A 19,077-nucleotide genomic window follows, 5' to 3' on the forward strand; every position below is an offset into this window, starting at 1 on the left:
GCAAATATGCATTGGTTAGCCGATTACTGGTGGATCATCCTACTGTTATTAGTCGGGGTCATTTGGAACTCAGTAAAAGAGATGATGCGACTCGACCCCAAAAAGTATTTAGATGACAAACCTGAAATTCCACCTCACAAAGATAATAATCACCTCTGGGATGATGAAGACGACGACTGGCCTAAAGACAAAAAGCGCTAATTTGTTGCCTTAAACTTTTCACCACTTCAGGGTAATAGTCATTCAGCCACTGCGCAACTTCGGCTCTTGCGTGTTTTAACCACTGTTTTTGCCCTACTAACCCTAAGTGCATAGCAATACACTCCACAGATAGCCCTTGATGATAATACTTCGCAAGGGTAGAACCTGTTATTTCAGCCGAATGTTGTTGCTGTAAAATCGCTAAAAAACGCTGTAATGACGGCTCACTGGCGGCTAACGAACGATGGTAGTCGCTAAAGCCGACCAATTCTAGCCAATCTCCAGCGTCAAGATGCTGTTCAAATGTGCTTTTCAGACTAAATTCATTCAGATCATGACGCCAGAATAGATCTCGCTCTAATCTCTGTTGCCCTAAATGGCAAATTGACTGCGCTTCTGCGGATAATGGCAATATCGCCATCGCCGTGAAACAACCGCTACTCGCCTCAACATGCCGCCCAATTCGCACGATCTGGAACCCTGATGATTGCCAAAAAGCCAATAATTCTGGGGTTAAACCAAAGCTGACCGATAGGAAGTCTAAACCGTCCTGAATGCCTTGCTCGATTTGCGATTCTAATAACCGGTAGCCAATTTTTTGGCGACGATATCCAGCATTTACAGCGATACGCATCACTCGTCGAGAACGTAATGTCGGGGCTTGAGGGAAATAGCAATGCGCCGCAAGGGATTGAGCAACCAGATTTCCCCGTGGGCGCCGCTGTCCTGCCCAAATTTGCCAGCTCAGTTTTTCATCTAAACCGCCTTCATCCACCATCCATACTGCGGCAATAACATCCTGATTATGATGGCTTGCGACAGCAAAGTGCTGGTGTTGCGCATCCAATAATCGGCGTAAATCTAACGGCGAAGTCCGATAATGCGCTGCGGTCAATAAACCATAAAATGCGTGGAGTTGTTTGGGATCATGAGCCAGTTGCTGCTGGCTAAGTGACTTAAGAATAATCGGTTCTGACACAACATTCACCGATATAGCGCTTTCCAATAATAAACTTTGGTTAATAACCTTTTCGAGCGGGTCATGTTCTGCAAAGCGAATCGGCTGAGTGAGCCACAGCGAGGTAAAATTTTCGAGGCTATCACAAAATTTCATCATAAACCCACGCCCCGTACCTTCATAACCTTCCACCGTCGTGGTCATAAGGACCCGAGGGAAAAAGGCGATAATCTGACGCAGGATATGGGAAGGAATGGCGGCAGCTTCATCAATAATTAGCCAATCAGCCTCAATTTTCTGCCCTGATTGGCAATAGTGAAGTAGCGCATCAGGCGCCCAAAATTTAAGTTCATGCTCTGCATATTCAGCAATCACACCAGTGGTCACTTTCGCTGGCGCACAACACCAACACACACCTTTCCATGCTTTTATCAGCATACCCGCAACGGTGGACTTGCCTCGTCCGCGAGGGGCTATTAACCCCCATACTCCGTTTTCTGCTGACAGCAATTGTCCAAGCGCATCTTGTTGCTGTTGGGTCGGCTGACCACTGGGTGCTATCCATTTGGGGTGATCGGGTAGCAAATTCAGTACGCCAGGTTGGTTTTGCTCCTCTCGCTGTTGATCAACAAACAGTACATCAGGGAGATTCTGGAAAGTGCGTTGTAAATGATGGACAAAATTCGGTGTGGGGATTTCACCAAATTGCTCATTCCATCTCACACTATCCTCATCATTTTGCTGCGCCCACAGAGATTGGGGTGGAGTGCAAAGCACCAACAAACTTCCTGCTTTTAGGGTTCCCGCTAAGATAGCCAGCGCTTCGCTGTGTAACCCTTTACGCGCATCAAAAATACCATGAACAAATTCACGACCAAGCAATAGTTGGGCTTTTTCTGGTGGAATGCTATTAGGTAATTCAGGTGAAATACAGAGCCAATCCCCTGCTAAGAAATCTTGAAATTCCTCAAGCTGAGATATGACCCACTCATGCTCCCCAGATAACACCAGCAAGCGGCGAAAACCGATATGATGTAGTTGCTCAACAATCGCTTGTAATGAATTTTTCATCGCCAAGATTACGATTTACCAATAAGTAATGACAGAATCCCTGCGGCAATCAATGGTCCAACAGGAACGCCTCGGAATAAGGCAACACCAATCACCGTGCCCACCAATAGCCCTGCCACCGTCGAAGGCTGGCTCCCCATCAGCGCTACACCCCGACTGCCTAGCCAAGAAACCAATATACCAATCACTATTGCCAGTAATGATTTCCAATTCAAAAAGGAGCTTAATACATCATTTGCTGAGATTTTTCCGCTCGCAATGGGCGCCATGACACCTATAGTCAAGATTAAAATTCCGATGGTTAACCCATATTTTTCGACCCAAGGGAAGAAATTATTCAGCGGCGTGATCCGCACCACCAGCAAAAATAGCATGGCTAACGTTACTGTCATGTTGTGGCTGATAATGCCTAATCCTGCCAATACCAGCAAAATGATCAGTGTAGGATCCACTTGGCTCATAATTTTTCCCCTGTAAAATAAATGCATTGCGACAACACAGTTCCACCGCGTCAATTGAGTGAGTATGTTATTGATCTCGCGTTGAAGAGGCAAATCATCCTTCACCTTCAAACGCTATTTTCTGTAGTCTATCTGAAAAAAGTTTATCTTAGAAAATAGGTTTCCCTTCATTCATGGAACCCTAATAAAACTTAAGTTAAATAATCAGAATATTCGATACTCCCCATTGTTTTTTCATCCACTATTCCGACCTTCTTGATCAATATTTTTTAAGATACAGAGTGTTTCACTAAAAAAAACCAAAAAAAATGTCTTTAACAGACAGCAATTTATCTATTCGTATAATAGATTGCCGTAATCTATAAACACGATTCACTAGGATCTCGGCTATGTCTCACGATTTAACCACTTATTCAAACGCTCGCTTTATCGCACTGCGTCTACGTCCAGGGGAAGATGTCATTCTTACCTTACGTGAACAGGTCAAACATCATCAGTTGCAAGCCGCATTTATTGCTGGATGTGTGGGTAGCTTGACCGATGTCGCCTTGCGTTTTGCTGGGCAGGAAAATACCCATCTTACCTCAGGTAAATTTGAAATTGTGTCACTGATAGGCACCCTTGATGCTCAGGGTGAACATCTGCATTTGGCGGTTTCCGATGAAAACGGGCAAATGAGCGGTGGACATATGATGCCGGGTTGCACCGTCAGAACTACCCTCGAATTGATTATTGGCGAACTGGAAAACAAAACCTTTACCCGTGAGCCTTGCGCGCTCTCAGGATATGAAGAATTGGTCGTCACTTCTCGTTAATTTTTGTTCTATTTTGATTTCATTCTAGCTTTAATTTACAACTTATTAGGGATATTAAATTCATGGCAAACTCGTCAATCATTTCCAGCCGAACATTGGCTTTAATTGTTTTTTCGATTGCAATCAACATGGTAGTTGGGCAATTAAGTTCCATGCTAAAACTACCTATCTTCCTTGATTCTATTGGCACGATTATCTGTGCGCTGCTCGCAGGTCCGTGGGCAGCTATCTTTAGTGGTTTAGCGACTAACTTGCTTTGGGGTCTTTTAACTGGGCCTATCGCAGCAGCATTTGCCCCAGTCGCGATGATGATCGGCTTAAGTGCTGGTTTGCTAGCGCGTGCCGGCGGTTTTCGTACCCTACCACGCGTTATTTTATCGGGAGTGGTGATCACTATCGCACTGATGATTGTTGCGGTACCTATTCGCACCTACTTATTTGCAGGAACCACTGGTAGCGGAGCAGACTTTTTTGTGGCTTATTTCCATGCTGTCGGTGAAAACTTATTAGAGTCTGTGGCTATCACTGTTTTAGGCGCCAATATTGCGGATAAGATAATTTCAGCCATTGTGGCTTGGTTGCTTGTCCGCCGTTTACCTGAGCGCGTTCAGCGTACTTTCCCGAATATGGCTAAAGTTCGCTAGGGGTTAGGATGCACCCTTTTACTTCATTGGCCTTATGGTTCTGGTTTAGCGCTAGCACATTGATGCTACCGCTAGGCTGGGGATTAGTTATCGTTGCTTTCGCTACCCTTGCCGCAGTCATCTTGCGCTCAGCATCATTCCATCGCTGGAAATTTATCGCGGGAATAATGTTACCAATGGCGGTAGGACTTTGGCTAATCCACGGAGGGTGGCTAAGTGAATTATTAACAGGCTCACCGCCACAAGCCCTTCAGCAGCAAAAAGCCATGGCTTTATGGCTGCGTCTGCTCGCCATCATTAGTGCCTCTCAGTTATGGCTACAGTATGTTCCCACTGAACGGTTTATCCGAGCGCTATTTGCCAGTCGCCTCCCGGCCAGCTTTGCCTATGTGCTTGCGGGTCCACTTTTACTTGTTGAACAACTTCGTCAGCAGCTTGCCACGATTCGTGAGGCTCAGCTTGCCCGAGGGGTTCCCTTAGATGGCCACTTTTGGCAACGATTAACGACGTTACCCGCCCTATTGCTTCCCCTGGCGAGCCAAGCACTCAGTGAGCTAACTGTCCGCAGTGCAGCCCTTGATATGCGAGGTTTTCGCTACACTCGCCATCGCACCACATTGAATAAACCTGCGGATAGCCGCCTTCAATATGCATTGCGTCTTGGCTTATTAGCACTAATCGTGATTGAAGCAGGGGTGGCGCTATGTTGGTAAACATGATGGAAAATAGGGTGGTAAGTCTACAGCAACTAACATTTACGCCTCAAGACAGCGAGAAACCTATTCTGTCAGAGATTAACCTAGCTCTATCACACGGAAATTGGCATTGTGTGTTAGGCGGAAATGGTAGCGGAAAAACCACATTAGCCCAACTATTAGCGGGTTGGTTGCCTGATCAGCTAACCGGAAATATCACGGGTAATGGCATGATCCTTGCTCAACCATTAGGGGAGCAATCTTTAGTTGAACTCTCTATTGAGCGTCAACTCGTGCAACAATCTCCGCAGTTACAACTCTCTGGCTGTACGTTTACCGTTGAACAAGAAGTAGCTTTTGGTCCCGAAAATTTAGGGCTTCCGCCTGAAGAAATCGTTCAACGGGTTGAACAGGCTCTTGAGTTAACATTCAGCCAAAATTTACGCACTCGTCACCCGGCAACACTCTCCGGCGGAGAAGCTCAGCGCATTGTATTGGCGAGTGTTCTTGCTATGCAACCTCGATTATTACTATTAGATGAAGCCTTTAGCCGCTTAACGCCCGTAGCCACACATCGATTACTCACTCAGTTAAAAAATTACAGTGAACAAACCGGCTGTTGTGTAATTTTGTTCGAACGGCATTTACTGCCAGCTCTGCATTTTTGCGAAGATTTTTCGTTGCTGGAACAAGGCAGTATTACTGCTCAAGGGAATATTGACGCCATATTTTTACCCGCACAGCAGACAATCAATATGCCCGATGCATGGCGTGTTGTCGGGAAATTAATGGAGCGTGGTAGTTGGCACTCCCCAGTGCCTCGCAATGAACAACAACTGATTCAAAGTATTGAGGCGTGTTATGCTGCAAATTAATCAATTAAGCTTTCAATACACTCCGAAAACCGCACATGCCATTGAGGATCTCACACTGACAATTCACTCTGGGGAATGGGTGGCATTGGTGGGAGACAATGGCGCAGGCAAATCCACCTTATTGCGTTTAATGGCCGGTTTATTGCTGCCTTCACAAGGGGAAATCGATTTTAATCAACAACCTCTCAGTGGATTGAAAGCAGCAAAACGCGCTCCGCAGATTGGGATTTTATTCCAAGAGGCTGAAAAACAGATTTTTCATAGCACGGTGAAAGATGAAATTATGTTTGGATTACGCCGCCAAAAATTATCCTCATCGGATATCGCTGAAAAATTAAAGCGAGCTTTAACACTCTGCCATTTAACAGATGTTGCGGATAAACACCCGCTTGATTTACATTCCGCTCAGCGGCGCATGGTCGCAGTGGCCTGTTTAACCGCTATTCAGCCTAAATTACTGCTGTTAGATGAGCCAAGCCGTGATTTCGATACACAGTGGTTAGGGTATTTTGAGCAATGGCTCGATTATCAAAAACAATTGGGTGCTACGGTTGTCACGATCAGTCATGATTTGGATTTTGTGGCTCGCCATTTTGCGCGTGCGCTACATTTATCCCAAGGTCGCTTAGTGGCAGATGGTAATATTGAGACGGTATTACGCCACTCTGAGTTACAGCCAGATTCTGTTTTACCTTCCCCAACTTTGCATTCTCTCAGCCATCAGCTAAATCTACCTATCGAAAACCAAGCTGAGCGTTGGGTTCAGCGATTTCTGGCACAGTCATGATTTGAAGACAAAAAAATAGCCTGCTGTTGGCAGGCTATCATTCTTCATATTAGCGAAGCTTTAGAAACTTAATCGAGTTTAACGCCGATACGACGAGCAACTTCTTCATAAGCTTCAATCAAGCCACCAAGGCTTTGACGGAAACGGTCTTTGTCCATTTTGTTCAGGGTTTCTTTATCCCACAAACGGCTACCGTCTGGAGAGAATTCATCACCCAGCACAACTTCACCTTTAAATAGACCAAACTCAAGTTTGAAATCGACTAAGATAAGACCTGCGTCCGCAAAAATCTTGCTTAAAACATCGTTCGCTTTGTAGCTCAGTTCGCGCATTTTCGCTAAGTTTTCTTTGCTCACCCAACCAAACGTTTCGCAGTAAGACTCGTTCACCATTGGGTCATGCTTAGCGTCATCTTTCAGGAATAAGTCGAACAGAGGCGGGTTTAAAATCATCCCTTCTTCAACCCCAAGGCGCTTAACCAGAGAGCCTGCCGCACGGTTACGGATAACGCATTCAACCGGCACCATATCCAGTTTTTTAACCAATGCTTCAGTGTCAGATAATAAGGCTTCCATCTGTGTAGGAATGCCTGCTTCTTGCAACTTAGTCATGATGAAATGGTTAAATTTGTTATTAACCATTCCCTTACGGTCAAACTGTTCGATACGCTCGCCATCGAGTGCTGATGTATCATTACGGAACTCCAGAACTAATAAATCTGGATCCTCTGTGGTATAGACCGTTTTTGCCTTACCACGATACAACTCAGCTTTCTTTTGCATCTTAAACACTCCAGGGATGTGATTACACTCAATAGAAATCAACCTGCACAGCAGATTCAGATAAGTAACAGTAGAATAGATCGCTAAAAATAGCGGGTTCATTGTTAATTTTCTGCTCTGATTCAGTCAGTTATCCCAAAAACATTGATACAGCGCTAACTAACTGATATTCAATATTTTATGATTAACTGCTAATTATGATAATAAAATTCTCTCGCATACGCAAACGATTACTTAGCTGCAAATACTGATTTTTTGTCCATTTGTTTCACCGAGAATTTTATGAAGGATAGATGTGCAGATGGGTAGTTAAAGTAATGGATGTTTGCTGATTACAATCAGTTTGTGGGTATATACGTCGATATCTCTACCCCAAAGTTGATTAATCCATTGCTCAAAGAATTCAGATTCAGTATGGATTTGCGTTAGTGGCCTGTCTTCGAGCGTGCCATCGGAAGCATAAATATAATAGCATTGATAAAATGCCCAAGAAATCATGATTTCCCAGAAGCGCTGTCCATCTCGGGTATGCTCTTCATCCGTTACCATGATGCTATGATTGTCGAGTAAATGAATGAAAAATATTCGAGGTAAATCGCCAATATTATTCCGGTGTAGATGGGATATAGTGCGCCAAACTTTAATTTGCGTGCATGTGGTTTCACCAAAGACAATATCGGTACGCAGTTTCAATTCTAGCAAATATATCGTTTCTGGCTCTTCTCCAGTAGTCACCATCCGATATTGGTTTTTCTTACATGATTTCATTAATCGGTATCCTTGAGGTACCACATAATTTGGTAAATCAAAAACAGTGGCCCCCTCCTCTAGAAAACTTCTTGTATGAGCAATATTATTTAATGAATTTAGTAAATTATCATTAAAGCTTGTCCCAGCAATTCTTCTTGGTATCGTTATATTATTCCTACTATCCATTGGTTTCGATGCGCTATTATCCATAACTTTTCTTTCACTGTTAGCCATTAGAGCCTGAAGTTTATCCGAAAAAAAACGCCATCCCATAGGACGGCGTTTTCACTTGATAGAACAAATAAGTTAGCTATGTAAACTTATTTTTTAGTCGGTGCTTTACTGAAAGCGGCTTTCAGTGCGGCGACCATTTCATCATTCTGTTTCTGAGTTAATGGCACGCCTTTAGTGTTGATAAACTGTAGGCTACTACGGTTATTCAAATCACCCACTTGAACTTTATAGTCATCTTCAGGTACCGATGGGTCATCAATACCCAGCGCTTGCCACTCAGAGCTGCTCAAGCCTTTGTAAGTCACCATGACGGAACCTGCTGAGCGGCTACGGTCACCCACTTTCATACCAACACTTTCTAATGCGTGAGGTAAACGCTCCCAAACTGCATCGTACGGTGCACGAACGATAACCACTGGTAAGCCAGTGTCATTGCTACCTGTTTGAACATCAATGATGCCATAGGCGCTTTGCAAGCTATTTTTGCTTGAGGTATCACGCAGTGTGTACAGAGCGTCGGTTAAATCGTTTAATAACAGTTTGTTATAGCGTTGAATTTCCGCTGCATCTGTTACCGTTTCATCACCTTGGCGTAAGCCTAAGTTAGTCACTGTTAATGCAATCATGCCATTTTCTGGCTGAACAGTGACTTTATGACGGCTCTCTAATGGGACGTTTTCGTCTGCACGATCCCATTTAATCCAGTCAGTTTCGATAGAGCGAGAACCATCGTTCTTCGTAGAGACTGGGATGCCACGCTGTTCTAAAATCATGGTCACTTGTGACCATAAAGCATTATTTTCAGGAGTATTATCTAGCAACAAACGGCTGGCTTCTGCACTGTTTTCAGTGCGTGAACCTGCTAATTGTGAAATCGTCAGTACTGGTGGGCGAATATCTAACGCTTTCCCAACCGCCCCTGTTGAGGTGGTTTTAGGAATGTCATATTCTCCATTAGTTGCTGGTAAAGTGATCCCCTGCGGCGCATTCAGCACTTTCAATGGCGCAGCATTAAGATATTCCTCATCACCACTAACCTGACGTTTATAGCGCTGATCGCTGGAGCAGGCTGCCAGTAACACGACAAGTGACAGGCCAGCAACCTTCATAACCTTCGATTTTTGCAATAATGTTGCCATTAAAATTCCCTAAATTTTACAGTAAACCCGCGAGTTTCAAGGCATCTTCAACCTTTTGCTGTCCAGATACAGTTAACGGTGTCATTGGTAACCGTAAAGTATCATCCGCAATAAGACCTAAACGATGACAAGCCCATTTCGCAGGGATTGGATTCGGCTCAACAAATAACTGATGATGAAGTCCCATCAGCTGTTTATTCAATTCACGGGCCTCAGTATATTTGCCCGCAAGCGCTAAGTCACACATTTTTACCATCTGCGCAGCCGCGACGTTGGAGGTGACCGAAATGACGCCCTTTCCACCGAGTTGCATAAAATCAAGTGCGGTCGCATCATCGCCAGAAAGTAGAACAAAATGGTCATCAACCAACTCTTTGATTTGATGAACCCGTGCTAAGTTCCCTGTGGCTTCTTTAATTGCCACAATATTCGCCAATTTCGCCAAGCGGCCCACAGTTTCAGGTAATAAATCACATCCAGTGCGCGATGGTACATTATAGAGAACTTGTGGCAAGCTGGTGTTTTCTGAAATAGCTTTAAAATGCTGATATAAACCTTCTTGTGACGGTCTATTATAATAAGGTGTTACTGTTAGGCACGCAACTACACCACTGTTTTCAAACTCATTTGTTAGTGAAATCGCTTCTGCGGTTGCATTTGCACCTGTTCCCGCAATAATTGGGATACGTCCATCAGCTAACTCAAGCGTCGCTTTCACTACATCAACATGCTCTTTATGGTTTAATGTTGCTGATTCCCCCGTTGTTCCCACTGACACAATCGCAGAGGTTTTGTTTGCGACATGGTAATCCACCAGTTGTTTCAAGCTTTTTCTATCAACGTTACCCGCTGAATCCATTGGTGTGATCACAGCAACAATACTGCCTTGTAAAAAGTCTTTGTAGTTTACGTTTTGATTAGCCATCGCAATGCCCCCTAAATAGTGAGTTTCCATGTTACGTTTTCATTTCACAGAAGAAAACCACCCAAACGCAAGATTTTAATGAATTTTGTTAATGCCGATGACATTAACTTAAATAGAAGTAATAATTCAGCCATATTTGTCGCAAGAGTGAATCGCCCCACTTGGCAGATTCACAATTTTATGGTTTCCTTACCACCATCCTGAGTCAATATCATTGACCTAAATTTAGTCAAAATAAGGAAGATACTTTGCCTAAGACTGAACCGCAATTTCTTGTTATTACTGCGCTGGGAACAGATCGTCCGGGCATTGTGAATACAATTACACGCCTTGTCAGTGAATGTGATTGTAATATTGAGGATAGTCGACTCGCTATGTTTGGCGAGGAATTTACTTTTATAATGATGTTATCCGGCAGTTGGAATGCTATCACGCTTCTAGAAGCGATTTTACCGACTAAAGGGGCTGAGTTAGATTTGCTGATTGTTATGAAACGCACGCATAGTGTACAAAAAACCTACTATCCGTCTACTGTAACTGTGAATGTGATGGTGGACGATGCGCCGCGTATTATTGAACAGTTTACCAATTTGTTTACCACTCAACAGTGCAACATCGCAGAATTAATTTCTAAAACACAGCCTGCAAATGATACTCAACCGGCTCAATTGGAAATTCAAATTACAGCCCATGACCCACTGGATGATAATGGCATAATTATAAAGAATAAATTTCAACAACTATGTACAATGCTAAATGCCAAAGGCAACATCAGTATTGTTAACAACCCCAAAATGCAGAGTTAACGGAGATATATGTAATGAACCCATTGAAAGCCGGTGATAAGGCACCTCAATTTAGCCTTCCTGACCAAGATGGTGAAATCATCAATCTTTCTGATTTCCAGGGTCAACGCGTATTAGTTTACTTTTATCCTAAAGCGATGACACCAGGCTGTACAGTTCAAGCATGTGGACTGCGTGATGAGATGGATACACTAAAAGCAAAAGGTGTCGAAGTTTTAGGTATTAGTACAGACAAACCAGAAAAATTGGCTCGTTTCGCTGAAAAAGAGTTATTAAACTTCACACTGTTATCCGATGAAGATCATCAAATTTGTGAACAATTTGGTGTGTGGGGTGAAAAACAATTTATGGGTAAAACTTATGACGGTATCCACCGCATTAGTTTCCTTGTCGATGCAAATGGTACCATCGAGCACGTATTTGACGATTTTAAAACCAGTAATCACCATGAAATCGTATTAGCGTACATCAACGCTAACGCCTAATACTGATACATAGTGACTAAAACCTAATCACTAAAAAGGGTTGCTTATTTTGCAACCCTTTTTTCTTATTGGCTCTTTTAGCCTTCTGTTTTTTCTATTGTTTCACTATCACTCAAATCTTGTGGCCACGCGTTAATTACCGCTTTGATTAAGGTTGCGAGCGGGATCGCAAAAAATACGCCCCAGAATCCCCATAAACCACCAAAAATCACCACCGACAAGATAATCACGAGTGGGTGTAAGTTCACGGCTTCTGAGTACAACAGCGGCACAACGATGTTACTGTCTAGCCCTTGGATCACCAGATAAACAATAAACAGTGACCAGAACTCAGTACCTATACCCCATTGGAATAGTGCGACTAAAACCACCGGAATGGTGGCTGCCACTGCACCGATGTACGGGATCAAAACAGAAACGCCAACCAATACCGATAACAGCACTGAGTAACGCAAATCAAAATAGGCAAAACCAATATAGGTACAGACGCCAACAATCACCATTTCCGTGACTTTACCACGTAAATAGTTGGTAATTTGTTGATTCATTTCCAACCAGACTTTACTCACTAACTGGCGATTTTTTGGAAGAAGTTTAACAAAGCTTTTGGTGATCCTTTCTTTATCTTTTAATAAGAAAAACATCATCAATGGCACTAAAACCAGATAGACGGCTAACGTAAAAATACCAATTAATGAAGCGACTGACGCTTTCACCACAGACTCCGCAACAACTGACAACCTACTGCGCACATTATCTGCCATCATATCAATGATGCCAGCATCAACGAGTGCAGGATATTGCTCCGGTAATCGGCGAGCAAACTCGCTAAAGCGATTAACCATGTTAGGTAAATCCGCCACGAGGTTGATCCCTTGTTGCCACGCTGTAGGAGCAATAATTAAGATCACCATGGCACTTATTCCAGCAAACAAGGTCAAAATGATGCTAACCGCTAAAACGCGGGATAAACCAAGTCGTTGGAGTAAATGTGTTGGCCATTCAAGTAAATATGCTAAGACAATTGCGACTAATAATGGAGCCAGTATACTGCTGAAAAAAAAGATGACCAGAAAGCCAATAACCAGCAAACTAAACAAGGCAACTGCTTGCGGGTCAGCAAAACGCCGACGGTACCATTGTAAAAACATTTCTAACATTCATTGGCTCCTGGGAATGTAAAACAAAGACAGTTCCTAAATTAAAGAAAATTATACCGAATAACAGATTTTACGATAGCTTTTGCTATCATATCTCCCAATTAATTCGTATTTTCTGTAGGTAATAAGTGAAGATATGCACTATGACTAAAAAATTGAAATATCCACTGCTCGCTATCCTGATGTCCGCACTTATCCATGGTGCTGTATTACCTGCCTATAGTGCTGTTGAAGATACCCTACCCGATATCGGTACAACCGCGGGAGGTACTCTCAGCATTAACCAAGAAATCATTATGGGTGATGCCATCACTCGTCAAATTCGAGGAAGTACTCCTCTTATTTATGACCCCTTACTAACTCAGTATGTGAATAAGCTGGGGCAACGTTTAGTGACGAATGCCAATTCTGTCAAAACGCCATTTAAGTTTTACCTAGTCAATAACCCGAATATTAACGCTTACGCCTATTTTGGCGGTAACGTGGTTCTTCACTCTGCGCTATTTCGTTATAGCCAAAATGAGAGCCAGCTTGCTTCCGTTATGGCGCACGAAATCTCTCACGTCACCCAGCGCCATCTGGCGCGAATGATGGAAGACCAGAAAGCCACAACACCGTTAGCTATCGCGGGGACTATCGGTTCTCTATTACTGGTGATGGCGAACCCGCAAGCCGGTTTTGCCGCATTAACGGGGACATTCGCGGGAATGCAGCAAGGGATGATCAGCTTTACACAAGCCAATGAACAAGAAGCTGACCGTATTGGTCTGCAAACATTGCGTCGTTCTGGGTTTGACCCTCATGCCATGGCTGATTTTATGCAAATCATGTCTGACCAAACCCGCTATATGTCTAAACCGCCAGAAATTTTGCTGACTCACCCCTTACCAGACAGCCGTTTAGCCGATGCCCGTAACCGTTCAAACCAATATCCGAAAGTCCATGCTCCATCCTCATTAGACTTTATGTTGGCACGCGTTCGTATTTTGTCTATGTACAGCCCTGCGGATCAACGCAATGCGCTGGACCAAATCATCGAAAACTACAGTAAAGGTAATGCTCAAGAGCAAATGGCCGCGAAGTACGGTAAAGCATTATTGTTATCTCAAGATAAAAAATACAGCGAAGCGGGCGTGATTATTTCTGAATTGTTAGCCAAACAGCCGGATAACCCATGGTTTATCGATTCCATGACCGATATCGATATTGAGCAAAAACAAGTCGGTAAAGCGGTCGCACGTTTGCAAGATGCATTAAAAAAATCACCAAAAAATACGGTATTTATTGTCAACCTTGCGAATGCGTATGTCAGCAATGGACAGTATAAAGATGCCACTAATTTATTGAATAAATATACATTTGATTACCCAGACGACCCAATTGGCTGGGATCTGCTTGCCGAAGCCTCCGCAAAACTGGGGGATCGTAATGCAGAACTGGCGGCGTATGCCGAAGGTATGGCACTGCGCGGCAACTATGATACTGCCATCAATTATTTAAGCGAAGCGAGCCGTAAAAGCCGTTTAGGCAGTTATGAACAACAACGTTTTGATGCGCGAATCGATGAACTTACTCGATTAAAAGAGCGCGATAGCAACGCAAAACCGTAAGGAATAAAGATAATGACGGATTCAATTAAAATTTATCACAACCCTCGCTGCTCCAAGAGCCGTGAAACACTGGCTTTATTGCAAGAAAAAGGCATCACGCCGACGGTGGTTGAATATTTAACGACGCCACCTTCAATCGCTGAGATTGAAAAATTGCTGAAGATGCTTGGATTTACCGATGCGCGCCAATTAATGCGCACCAAAGAAGATATCTATAAAGAATTGAAATTAGCGGATAACGACATCACTCAAGCGCAGCTTATTCAAGCCATGCATGATAATCCAAGGTTAATTGAGCGCCCGATTGTGGTGAAAGGTAAAAAAGCCAAGTTGGGTCGACCACCAGAGCAAGTGCTGGAAATTTTATAAGCAGGCTATTTGGCAGACAATAAATTGGCAGTCGATGGGCTGCCAATTTTTTATAATTTGAGAATGTCTTTAACGAAAGGAATAGTCATTTTACGCTGAGCGACAATCGAGGCGTGATCAAGCTTATTTAAGATATCAAATAAAGTGCCCATCTTTCTGTCTAACCGTTTTAATACAAACCGACAAACGTCTTCAGGCAATTCAAATCCACGAATACTGGCACGTAATTGCAGCGCACAAATTTTGTCTTCATCACTTAAAGGGTGCAGTTTATAAATTTGCCCCCAATCGAGACGAGAGGCTAAATCCGGCAACTTCAAGTCAATCTGGCGCGGTGGGCGATCCCCGGTGATCAGTAAACACGTTCGACCAATTTCTAAAATACGGTTATACAGATTGAAGATGGCCATTTCCCACTCTTCATCTCCCGCGATGCATTGAATATTATCAATACAGACCAGAGAAAGATGTTCCATACCTTCAAGCACATCAGGTACAAAGTAAGCGCGTTTATCCAGTGGCACATAACCCACAGCAACACCTTGCTCAGACAACTCAGCACATGCCGCATGCAGTAAATGACTCTTACCGCCCCCTTCTCTTGACCAGTAATAAATATAACTACCATGAGGCTGATTAATCGCCGTTTTGAGCGCAGAGAGTAATCCCTCATTTTCCCCTGCATAGAAGCTAGCAAAGGTTTCATCATCAGGAAGAGAAAGTGGTAATGAGAGTTGAGATGGTGTATTCAGAAGCGCCTCTGATTGTGCAGTTCAATTAACGCCATTGAGTTTATCATAAATAACAAGAAGAGATGAACAGCCTGGCGGTTAATTGCCGGAGCTTTAGCCACTCCGGCAATCTATTTTAGTTAATCGTGACTCATTTTTTATTTTCGTCTAAGACTTTCACTTCAGAAGTCACAAACTGTTTTTCTGGACGAACAAAGGTAATAAAGCGGAACAACAGCGCCATCAGAATACCGACGATTGTCGCCAATGCCATCCCTTTCAGTTCAGCTTGACCAATGTGGATCACTGCACCACTCACACCGATGATTAAAATTACTGAGGTTAAAATCAGGTTTTGTGGTTTGTTATAATCCACTTTCGAATCAATCAGAACACGAATACCCGAAGCTCCGATTACGCCGTACAGTAACAGTGAAACACCCCCCATAACAGGTACTGGCACTAATTGAATCGCAGCCGCTAATTTGCCCACGCAAGAGAGTAAGATAGCGATAATTGCCGCACCACCGATGACCCACGTACTGTAGACCTTAGTAATCGCCATCACGCCGATGTTTTCACCGTACGTGGTATTTGGTGTCGAGCCAAAGAAACCCGATAACACAGTAGAGAAACCGTTTGCGAACATAGAACGATGTAAGCCAGGGTTTTTCATTAAGTCGCGCTCAACGATATTCGCTGTCACCACTAAGTGTCCAACGTGTTCCGCAATGACCACTAACGCCGCAGGCAGGATGGTTAAAATCGCAAACCACTCAAAACGCGGTGTATAGAAAGTCGGAATGGCAAACCATGGCGCTTCGATAACCGGTGTAAAGTCAACAATCCCCATAAAGTAGGAAAGTGCGTAACCTGAGAGGAAGCCAATTAAGATTGGGATAATCGATAAAAATCCACGGAAAACCACGGCACACAAGATAGTGACCGACAATGTGGTGATCGAGATAATTAAGGTGTTTGAATCAACCGCGGCGCCTTCTTTAGGTAATAAGCCCGCCATACCCGCGGCCGTTTGCGCTAGTTCCAGACCGATAACCGCGACAATCGCCCCCATCGCTGCGGGTGGGAACATCACATTGATCCAGCCGCGCCCTGCCACTTTGACAATCAACGCTACGATACAGAACAGTACCCCACAGATAATAAACCCGCCAAGCGCTAGCTCATACCCAAGAGGCAGTAAAATTAATACCGGAGAAATAAAGGCGAAGCTCGATCCTAAATAAGCTGGGATTTTGCCCTTACAGATAAATAAATACAGCAGCGTACCGATCCCGTTGAATAATAAAATCGTTGCCGGGTTCACGCCAAACAAAATAGGAACAATAACCGTTGCCCCAAACATGGCAAACAAATGTTGAAAGCTTAATGGAATGGTTTGTAGTAATGGTGGTCTTTCTTCAACACTTATCGTGCGGCGTGTCATGCTCGTCATCCTCTTATGCATCGTGAATATTGTTTTTTTTATCAAAAAAAAGCCGACTCTTCAGTCGGCTTCATTATTATTTAGTACCAAATATCTTATCGCCAGCGTCTCCTAGACCCGGAACAATGTAACCTTCTTCATTTAAGTGTTGGTCAATTGAAGCCGTGTAAAGTTCAACGTCTGGGTGCGCTGCTTCTAATGCAGCAATACCTTCCGGTGCAGCAACTAAAACTAAGACTTTAATTGAATTACAGCCGGATTTTTTCAGAAGATCGATGGTTGCAATCATAGAACCACCAGTTGCTAACATTGGGTCTACAATCAGCGCCATGCGCTCATCAATGTTAGAAACTAATTTTTGGAAATAAGGGACAGGTTGTAACGTTTCTTCATCACGGTAAATACCCACTACGCTGATACGTGCACTTGGGATGCTTTCCAATACGCCGTTCATCATACCAATACCCGCACGCAGGATAGGGACTACAGTGATTTTTTTACCTTTAATTTGTTCAATTTCTACAGGACCACACCAACCATCAATTGTTACTTTTTCAGTTTCTAGGTCAGCGGTCGCTTCATAAGTCAGTAGGCTACCAACCTCTGAGGCCAGTTCACGAAAGCGCTTAGTGCTTATGTCATGATCTCGCATCAGGCCGAGTTTATGTTTAACGAGAGGGTGTTTTACCTCAACGATCTTCATGGGTTTCTCCTACTTTTTTAAAACGTCACCGGACAAAAAAATCGCGGGATTATACCGCTTTTTTCCCTCAATGCCACTAGTATCATCTTGATTAAGGTCAAACAATCATCAATCAGGCGTTATTTGCTGAATTAGTATACACATAATATTTTTTATGGTGTAGGCAGCGAATAAAATCATGCGCTTTGCGTCACGACATCACTATTTATTGCATCAAATATTTCAGTCAGAAAGCTATCGCAAACGTTTGCGGAGCCTGATAGAATATCGGCAAATGAAGTTATCTTTTCCAAAATGCAATTGCCTTGGGGGCCGTAGTGACTGATAAAACCTCTCTCAGCTATAAAGATGCCGGTGTTGATATTGATGCAGGTAACGCATTGGTTGAACGAATCAAAGGTGTGGTGAAAGAGACTCGCCGTCCAGAAGTGATGGGAGGATTGGGAGGGTTCGGCGCACTGTGTGCCCTACCACAAAAATACCGTGAGCCTGTTTTAGTCTCAGGCACTGACGGTGTGGGAACTAAACTACGCCTCGCGATGGACTTAAAACGTCATGAATCCATCGGTATCGATTTAGTCGCTATGTGCGTCAACGACCTGATTGTCCAAGGTGCTGAGCCACTGTTTTTCTTAGACTATTATGCAACCGGTAAGCTGGATGTGGATACCGCTGCAAGTGTTATCACGGGTATCGCGGAAGGCTGTAAGCAGTCTGGCTGTGCATTAGTCGGTGGTGAAACCGCTGAAATGCCAGGCATGTACCACGGCGAAGATTATGATGTTGCTGGCTTCTGTGTGGGTGTCGTTGAGCGCTCTGAAATTATTGATGGCACAAAAGTCAGTGCGGGCGACGCGCTGATCGCGTTAGCCTCAAGCGGTCCTCACTCTAACGGTTACTCATTGGTGCGTAAAATTCTGGAAGTCAGCAAAACCAATCCAGAAACCACGCAATTAGCGGGCAAACCGCTTGCTGACCACCTGTTAGAACCAACGCGTATCTATGTTAAAAATGTCTTAGAATTGATCGCTAAAAACGACATTCATGCCATTGCACACATTACTGGCGGCGGCTTCTGGGAAAATATTCCTCGCGTTTTACCTGACAACACCCAAGCCATCATTGATGGCAACAGCTGGGAATGGCCTGCGGTATTCGAATGGCTTCAACAAGCAGGTGATGTCACCACTCACGAAATGTATCGTACATTTAACTGCGGCGTCGGTATCATCATCGCTCTGCCTCAAACCGAAGTTGAGTCCGCATTAAAACTGCTGACGACATTAGGCGAAAATGCTTGGCAGATCGGGACAATTGGCGAATTACCTGCGGGTGAAGAGCAGGTTGTTATCCGCTAATGAAAAACATCGTTGTTTTGATTTCAGGCAGTGGCAGTAATTTGCAATCAATAATTGATGCCTGCCAACGC

At 43.8% G+C, this 19,077-nt stretch carries 21 protein-coding genes and 1 pseudogene; 12 read left to right on the top strand and 10 right to left on the bottom strand.

Features of this window, described 5'->3' with window-relative positions:
• Positions 1-6 precede the first annotated feature (6 nt).
• Positions 7-201, top strand: a complete 195-nt coding sequence (locus GKR71_RS01730) for a YpfN family protein (protein WP_036953252.1) — start codon at positions 7-9, stop codon at positions 199-201.
• Here GKR71_RS01730 and GKR71_RS01735 read toward each other — a convergent pair.
• Together GKR71_RS01735 and GKR71_RS01740 are read right to left on the bottom strand one after the other, a co-directional pair.
• Positions 182-2,230, bottom strand: coding sequence for a tRNA(Met) cytidine acetyltransferase TmcA (locus GKR71_RS01735; RefSeq protein WP_154609540.1), 2,049 nt, complete (start codon positions 2,228-2,230; stop codon positions 182-184). The genes GKR71_RS01730 and GKR71_RS01735 overlap by 20 nt on opposite strands.
• 8 nt (positions 2,231-2,238) lie before the next feature.
• Positions 2,239-2,691 carry a DUF441 domain-containing protein gene (locus GKR71_RS01740; protein ID WP_036953250.1) on the bottom strand — a complete coding sequence of 151 codons (453 nt, stop codon included), beginning with the start codon at positions 2,689-2,691 and terminating at the stop codon, positions 2,239-2,241.
• A gap of 389 nt (positions 2,692-3,080) precedes the next feature.
• Here GKR71_RS01740 and GKR71_RS01745 point away from each other — a divergent pair, with 389 nt between their 5' ends.
• From GKR71_RS01745 to GKR71_RS01765, 5 genes are all read left to right on the top strand, one after another.
• Positions 3,081-3,506 (top strand): PPC domain-containing DNA-binding protein, encoded by a 426-nt coding sequence (locus GKR71_RS01745; RefSeq protein ID WP_036953248.1) that lies wholly within the window; start codon positions 3,081-3,083, stop codon positions 3,504-3,506.
• A 62-nt stretch (positions 3,507-3,568) separates the two neighbouring features.
• A complete protein-coding gene (locus GKR71_RS01750) occupies positions 3,569-4,150 on the top strand; it encodes a membrane protein (RefSeq protein ID WP_036953246.1) in 582 nt (193 codons plus the stop codon).
• A gap of 8 nt (positions 4,151-4,158) precedes the next feature.
• Positions 4,159-4,863: an energy-coupling factor transporter transmembrane component T gene (locus GKR71_RS01755; protein WP_195848030.1), complete on the top strand. Its 705-nt coding sequence runs from the start codon at positions 4,159-4,161 to the stop codon at positions 4,861-4,863.
• The gene (locus GKR71_RS01760) at positions 4,854-5,720 is read left to right on the top strand and encodes an energy-coupling factor ABC transporter ATP-binding protein (RefSeq protein WP_230082428.1); all 867 of its coding nucleotides are present in this window, start codon (positions 4,854-4,856) and stop codon (positions 5,718-5,720) included. Before GKR71_RS01755 ends, GKR71_RS01760 begins: the two co-directional genes overlap by 10 nt.
• On the top strand, positions 5,707-6,507 hold the full coding sequence (locus GKR71_RS01765; protein WP_108478042.1) for an energy-coupling factor ABC transporter ATP-binding protein: 801 nt from the start codon (positions 5,707-5,709) through the stop codon (positions 6,505-6,507). Before GKR71_RS01760 ends, GKR71_RS01765 begins: the two co-directional genes overlap by 14 nt.
• Positions 6,508-6,575: 68 nt before the next feature.
• Here the strand turns inward: GKR71_RS01765 and purC are convergent, their stop codons facing one another.
• From purC to dapA, 4 genes are all read right to left on the bottom strand, one after another.
• Positions 6,576-7,289, bottom strand: a complete 714-nt coding sequence (gene purC, locus GKR71_RS01770) for a phosphoribosylaminoimidazolesuccinocarboxamide synthase (RefSeq protein WP_036953240.1) — start codon at positions 7,287-7,289, stop codon at positions 6,576-6,578.
• Positions 7,290-7,598: 309 nt separating this feature from the next.
• A complete protein-coding gene (locus tag GKR71_RS19980; protein ID WP_230085002.1) occupies positions 7,599-8,057 on the bottom strand; it encodes a hypothetical protein in 459 nt (152 codons plus the stop codon).
• A gap of 302 nt (positions 8,058-8,359) precedes the next feature.
• Positions 8,360-9,412: an outer membrane protein assembly factor BamC gene (bamC, locus tag GKR71_RS01780; RefSeq protein WP_036953238.1), complete on the bottom strand. Its 1,053-nt coding sequence runs from the start codon at positions 9,410-9,412 to the stop codon at positions 8,360-8,362.
• Positions 9,413-9,428: 16 nt separating this feature from the next.
• Positions 9,429-10,337, bottom strand: coding sequence for a 4-hydroxy-tetrahydrodipicolinate synthase (gene dapA, locus GKR71_RS01785; protein WP_051422710.1), 909 nt, complete (start codon positions 10,335-10,337; stop codon positions 9,429-9,431).
• Positions 10,338-10,585: 248 nt separating this feature from the next.
• On the opposite strand from dapA, the gene GKR71_RS01790 reads away from it, so the two are divergent.
• Both GKR71_RS01790 and bcp read left to right on the top strand, forming a co-directional pair.
• Positions 10,586-11,143 carry a glycine cleavage system transcriptional repressor gene (locus tag GKR71_RS01790; protein ID WP_036953236.1) on the top strand — a complete coding sequence of 186 codons (558 nt, stop codon included), beginning with the start codon at positions 10,586-10,588 and terminating at the stop codon, positions 11,141-11,143.
• A gap of 14 nt (positions 11,144-11,157) precedes the next feature.
• The gene (bcp, locus tag GKR71_RS01795) at positions 11,158-11,628 is read left to right on the top strand and encodes a thioredoxin-dependent thiol peroxidase (RefSeq protein WP_036953234.1); all 471 of its coding nucleotides are present in this window, start codon (positions 11,158-11,160) and stop codon (positions 11,626-11,628) included.
• A gap of 77 nt (positions 11,629-11,705) precedes the next feature.
• Here the strand turns inward: bcp and GKR71_RS01800 are convergent, their stop codons facing one another.
• Complete coding sequence (locus tag GKR71_RS01800; protein ID WP_036953232.1) at positions 11,706-12,788, bottom strand: AI-2E family transporter; 1,083 nt, start codon at positions 12,786-12,788, stop codon at positions 11,706-11,708.
• Positions 12,789-12,931: 143 nt separating this feature from the next.
• Here GKR71_RS01800 and GKR71_RS01805 point away from each other — a divergent pair, with 143 nt between their 5' ends.
• On the top strand, positions 12,932-14,398 hold the full coding sequence (locus tag GKR71_RS01805) for a beta-barrel assembly-enhancing protease (RefSeq protein ID WP_154633869.1): 1,467 nt from the start codon (positions 12,932-12,934) through the stop codon (positions 14,396-14,398).
• Between the two features lie 12 nt (positions 14,399-14,410).
• Positions 14,411-14,767 carry an arsenate reductase (glutaredoxin) gene (gene arsC, locus GKR71_RS01810; RefSeq protein WP_154633870.1) on the top strand — a complete coding sequence of 119 codons (357 nt, stop codon included), beginning with the start codon at positions 14,411-14,413 and terminating at the stop codon, positions 14,765-14,767.
• A 50-nt stretch (positions 14,768-14,817) separates the two neighbouring features.
• Here arsC and hda read toward each other — a convergent pair whose 3' ends face one another.
• From hda to upp, 3 genes are all read right to left on the bottom strand, one after another.
• Positions 14,818-15,519, bottom strand: coding sequence for a DnaA inactivator Hda (hda, locus tag GKR71_RS01815; RefSeq protein WP_036953226.1), 702 nt, complete (start codon positions 15,517-15,519; stop codon positions 14,818-14,820).
• 130 nt (positions 15,520-15,649) lie between these two features.
• Positions 15,650-16,945 carry a uracil permease gene (gene uraA, locus GKR71_RS01820; protein WP_036953224.1) on the bottom strand — a complete coding sequence of 432 codons (1,296 nt, stop codon included), beginning with the start codon at positions 16,943-16,945 and terminating at the stop codon, positions 15,650-15,652.
• Between the two features lie 76 nt (positions 16,946-17,021).
• A complete protein-coding gene (gene upp, locus GKR71_RS01825; RefSeq protein WP_036953223.1) occupies positions 17,022-17,648 on the bottom strand; it encodes a uracil phosphoribosyltransferase in 627 nt (208 codons plus the stop codon).
• A 317-nt stretch (positions 17,649-17,965) separates the two neighbouring features.
• Here upp and purM point away from each other — a divergent pair, with 317 nt between their 5' ends.
• Together purM and purN are read left to right on the top strand one after the other, a co-directional pair.
• Positions 17,966-19,006, top strand: a complete 1,041-nt coding sequence (gene purM / locus GKR71_RS01830) for a phosphoribosylformylglycinamidine cyclo-ligase (RefSeq protein WP_036953221.1) — start codon at positions 17,966-17,968, stop codon at positions 19,004-19,006.
• Positions 19,006-19,077, top strand: a pseudogene (gene purN / locus GKR71_RS01835) (phosphoribosylglycinamide formyltransferase); the annotation flags it as partial. The gene purM and the pseudogene purN, both read left to right, overlap by 1 nt.

This window comes from Providencia sp. wls1922, assembly GCF_009706505.1.
GTDB lineage: Bacteria > Pseudomonadota > Gammaproteobacteria > Enterobacterales > Enterobacteriaceae > Providencia > Providencia lanzhouensis.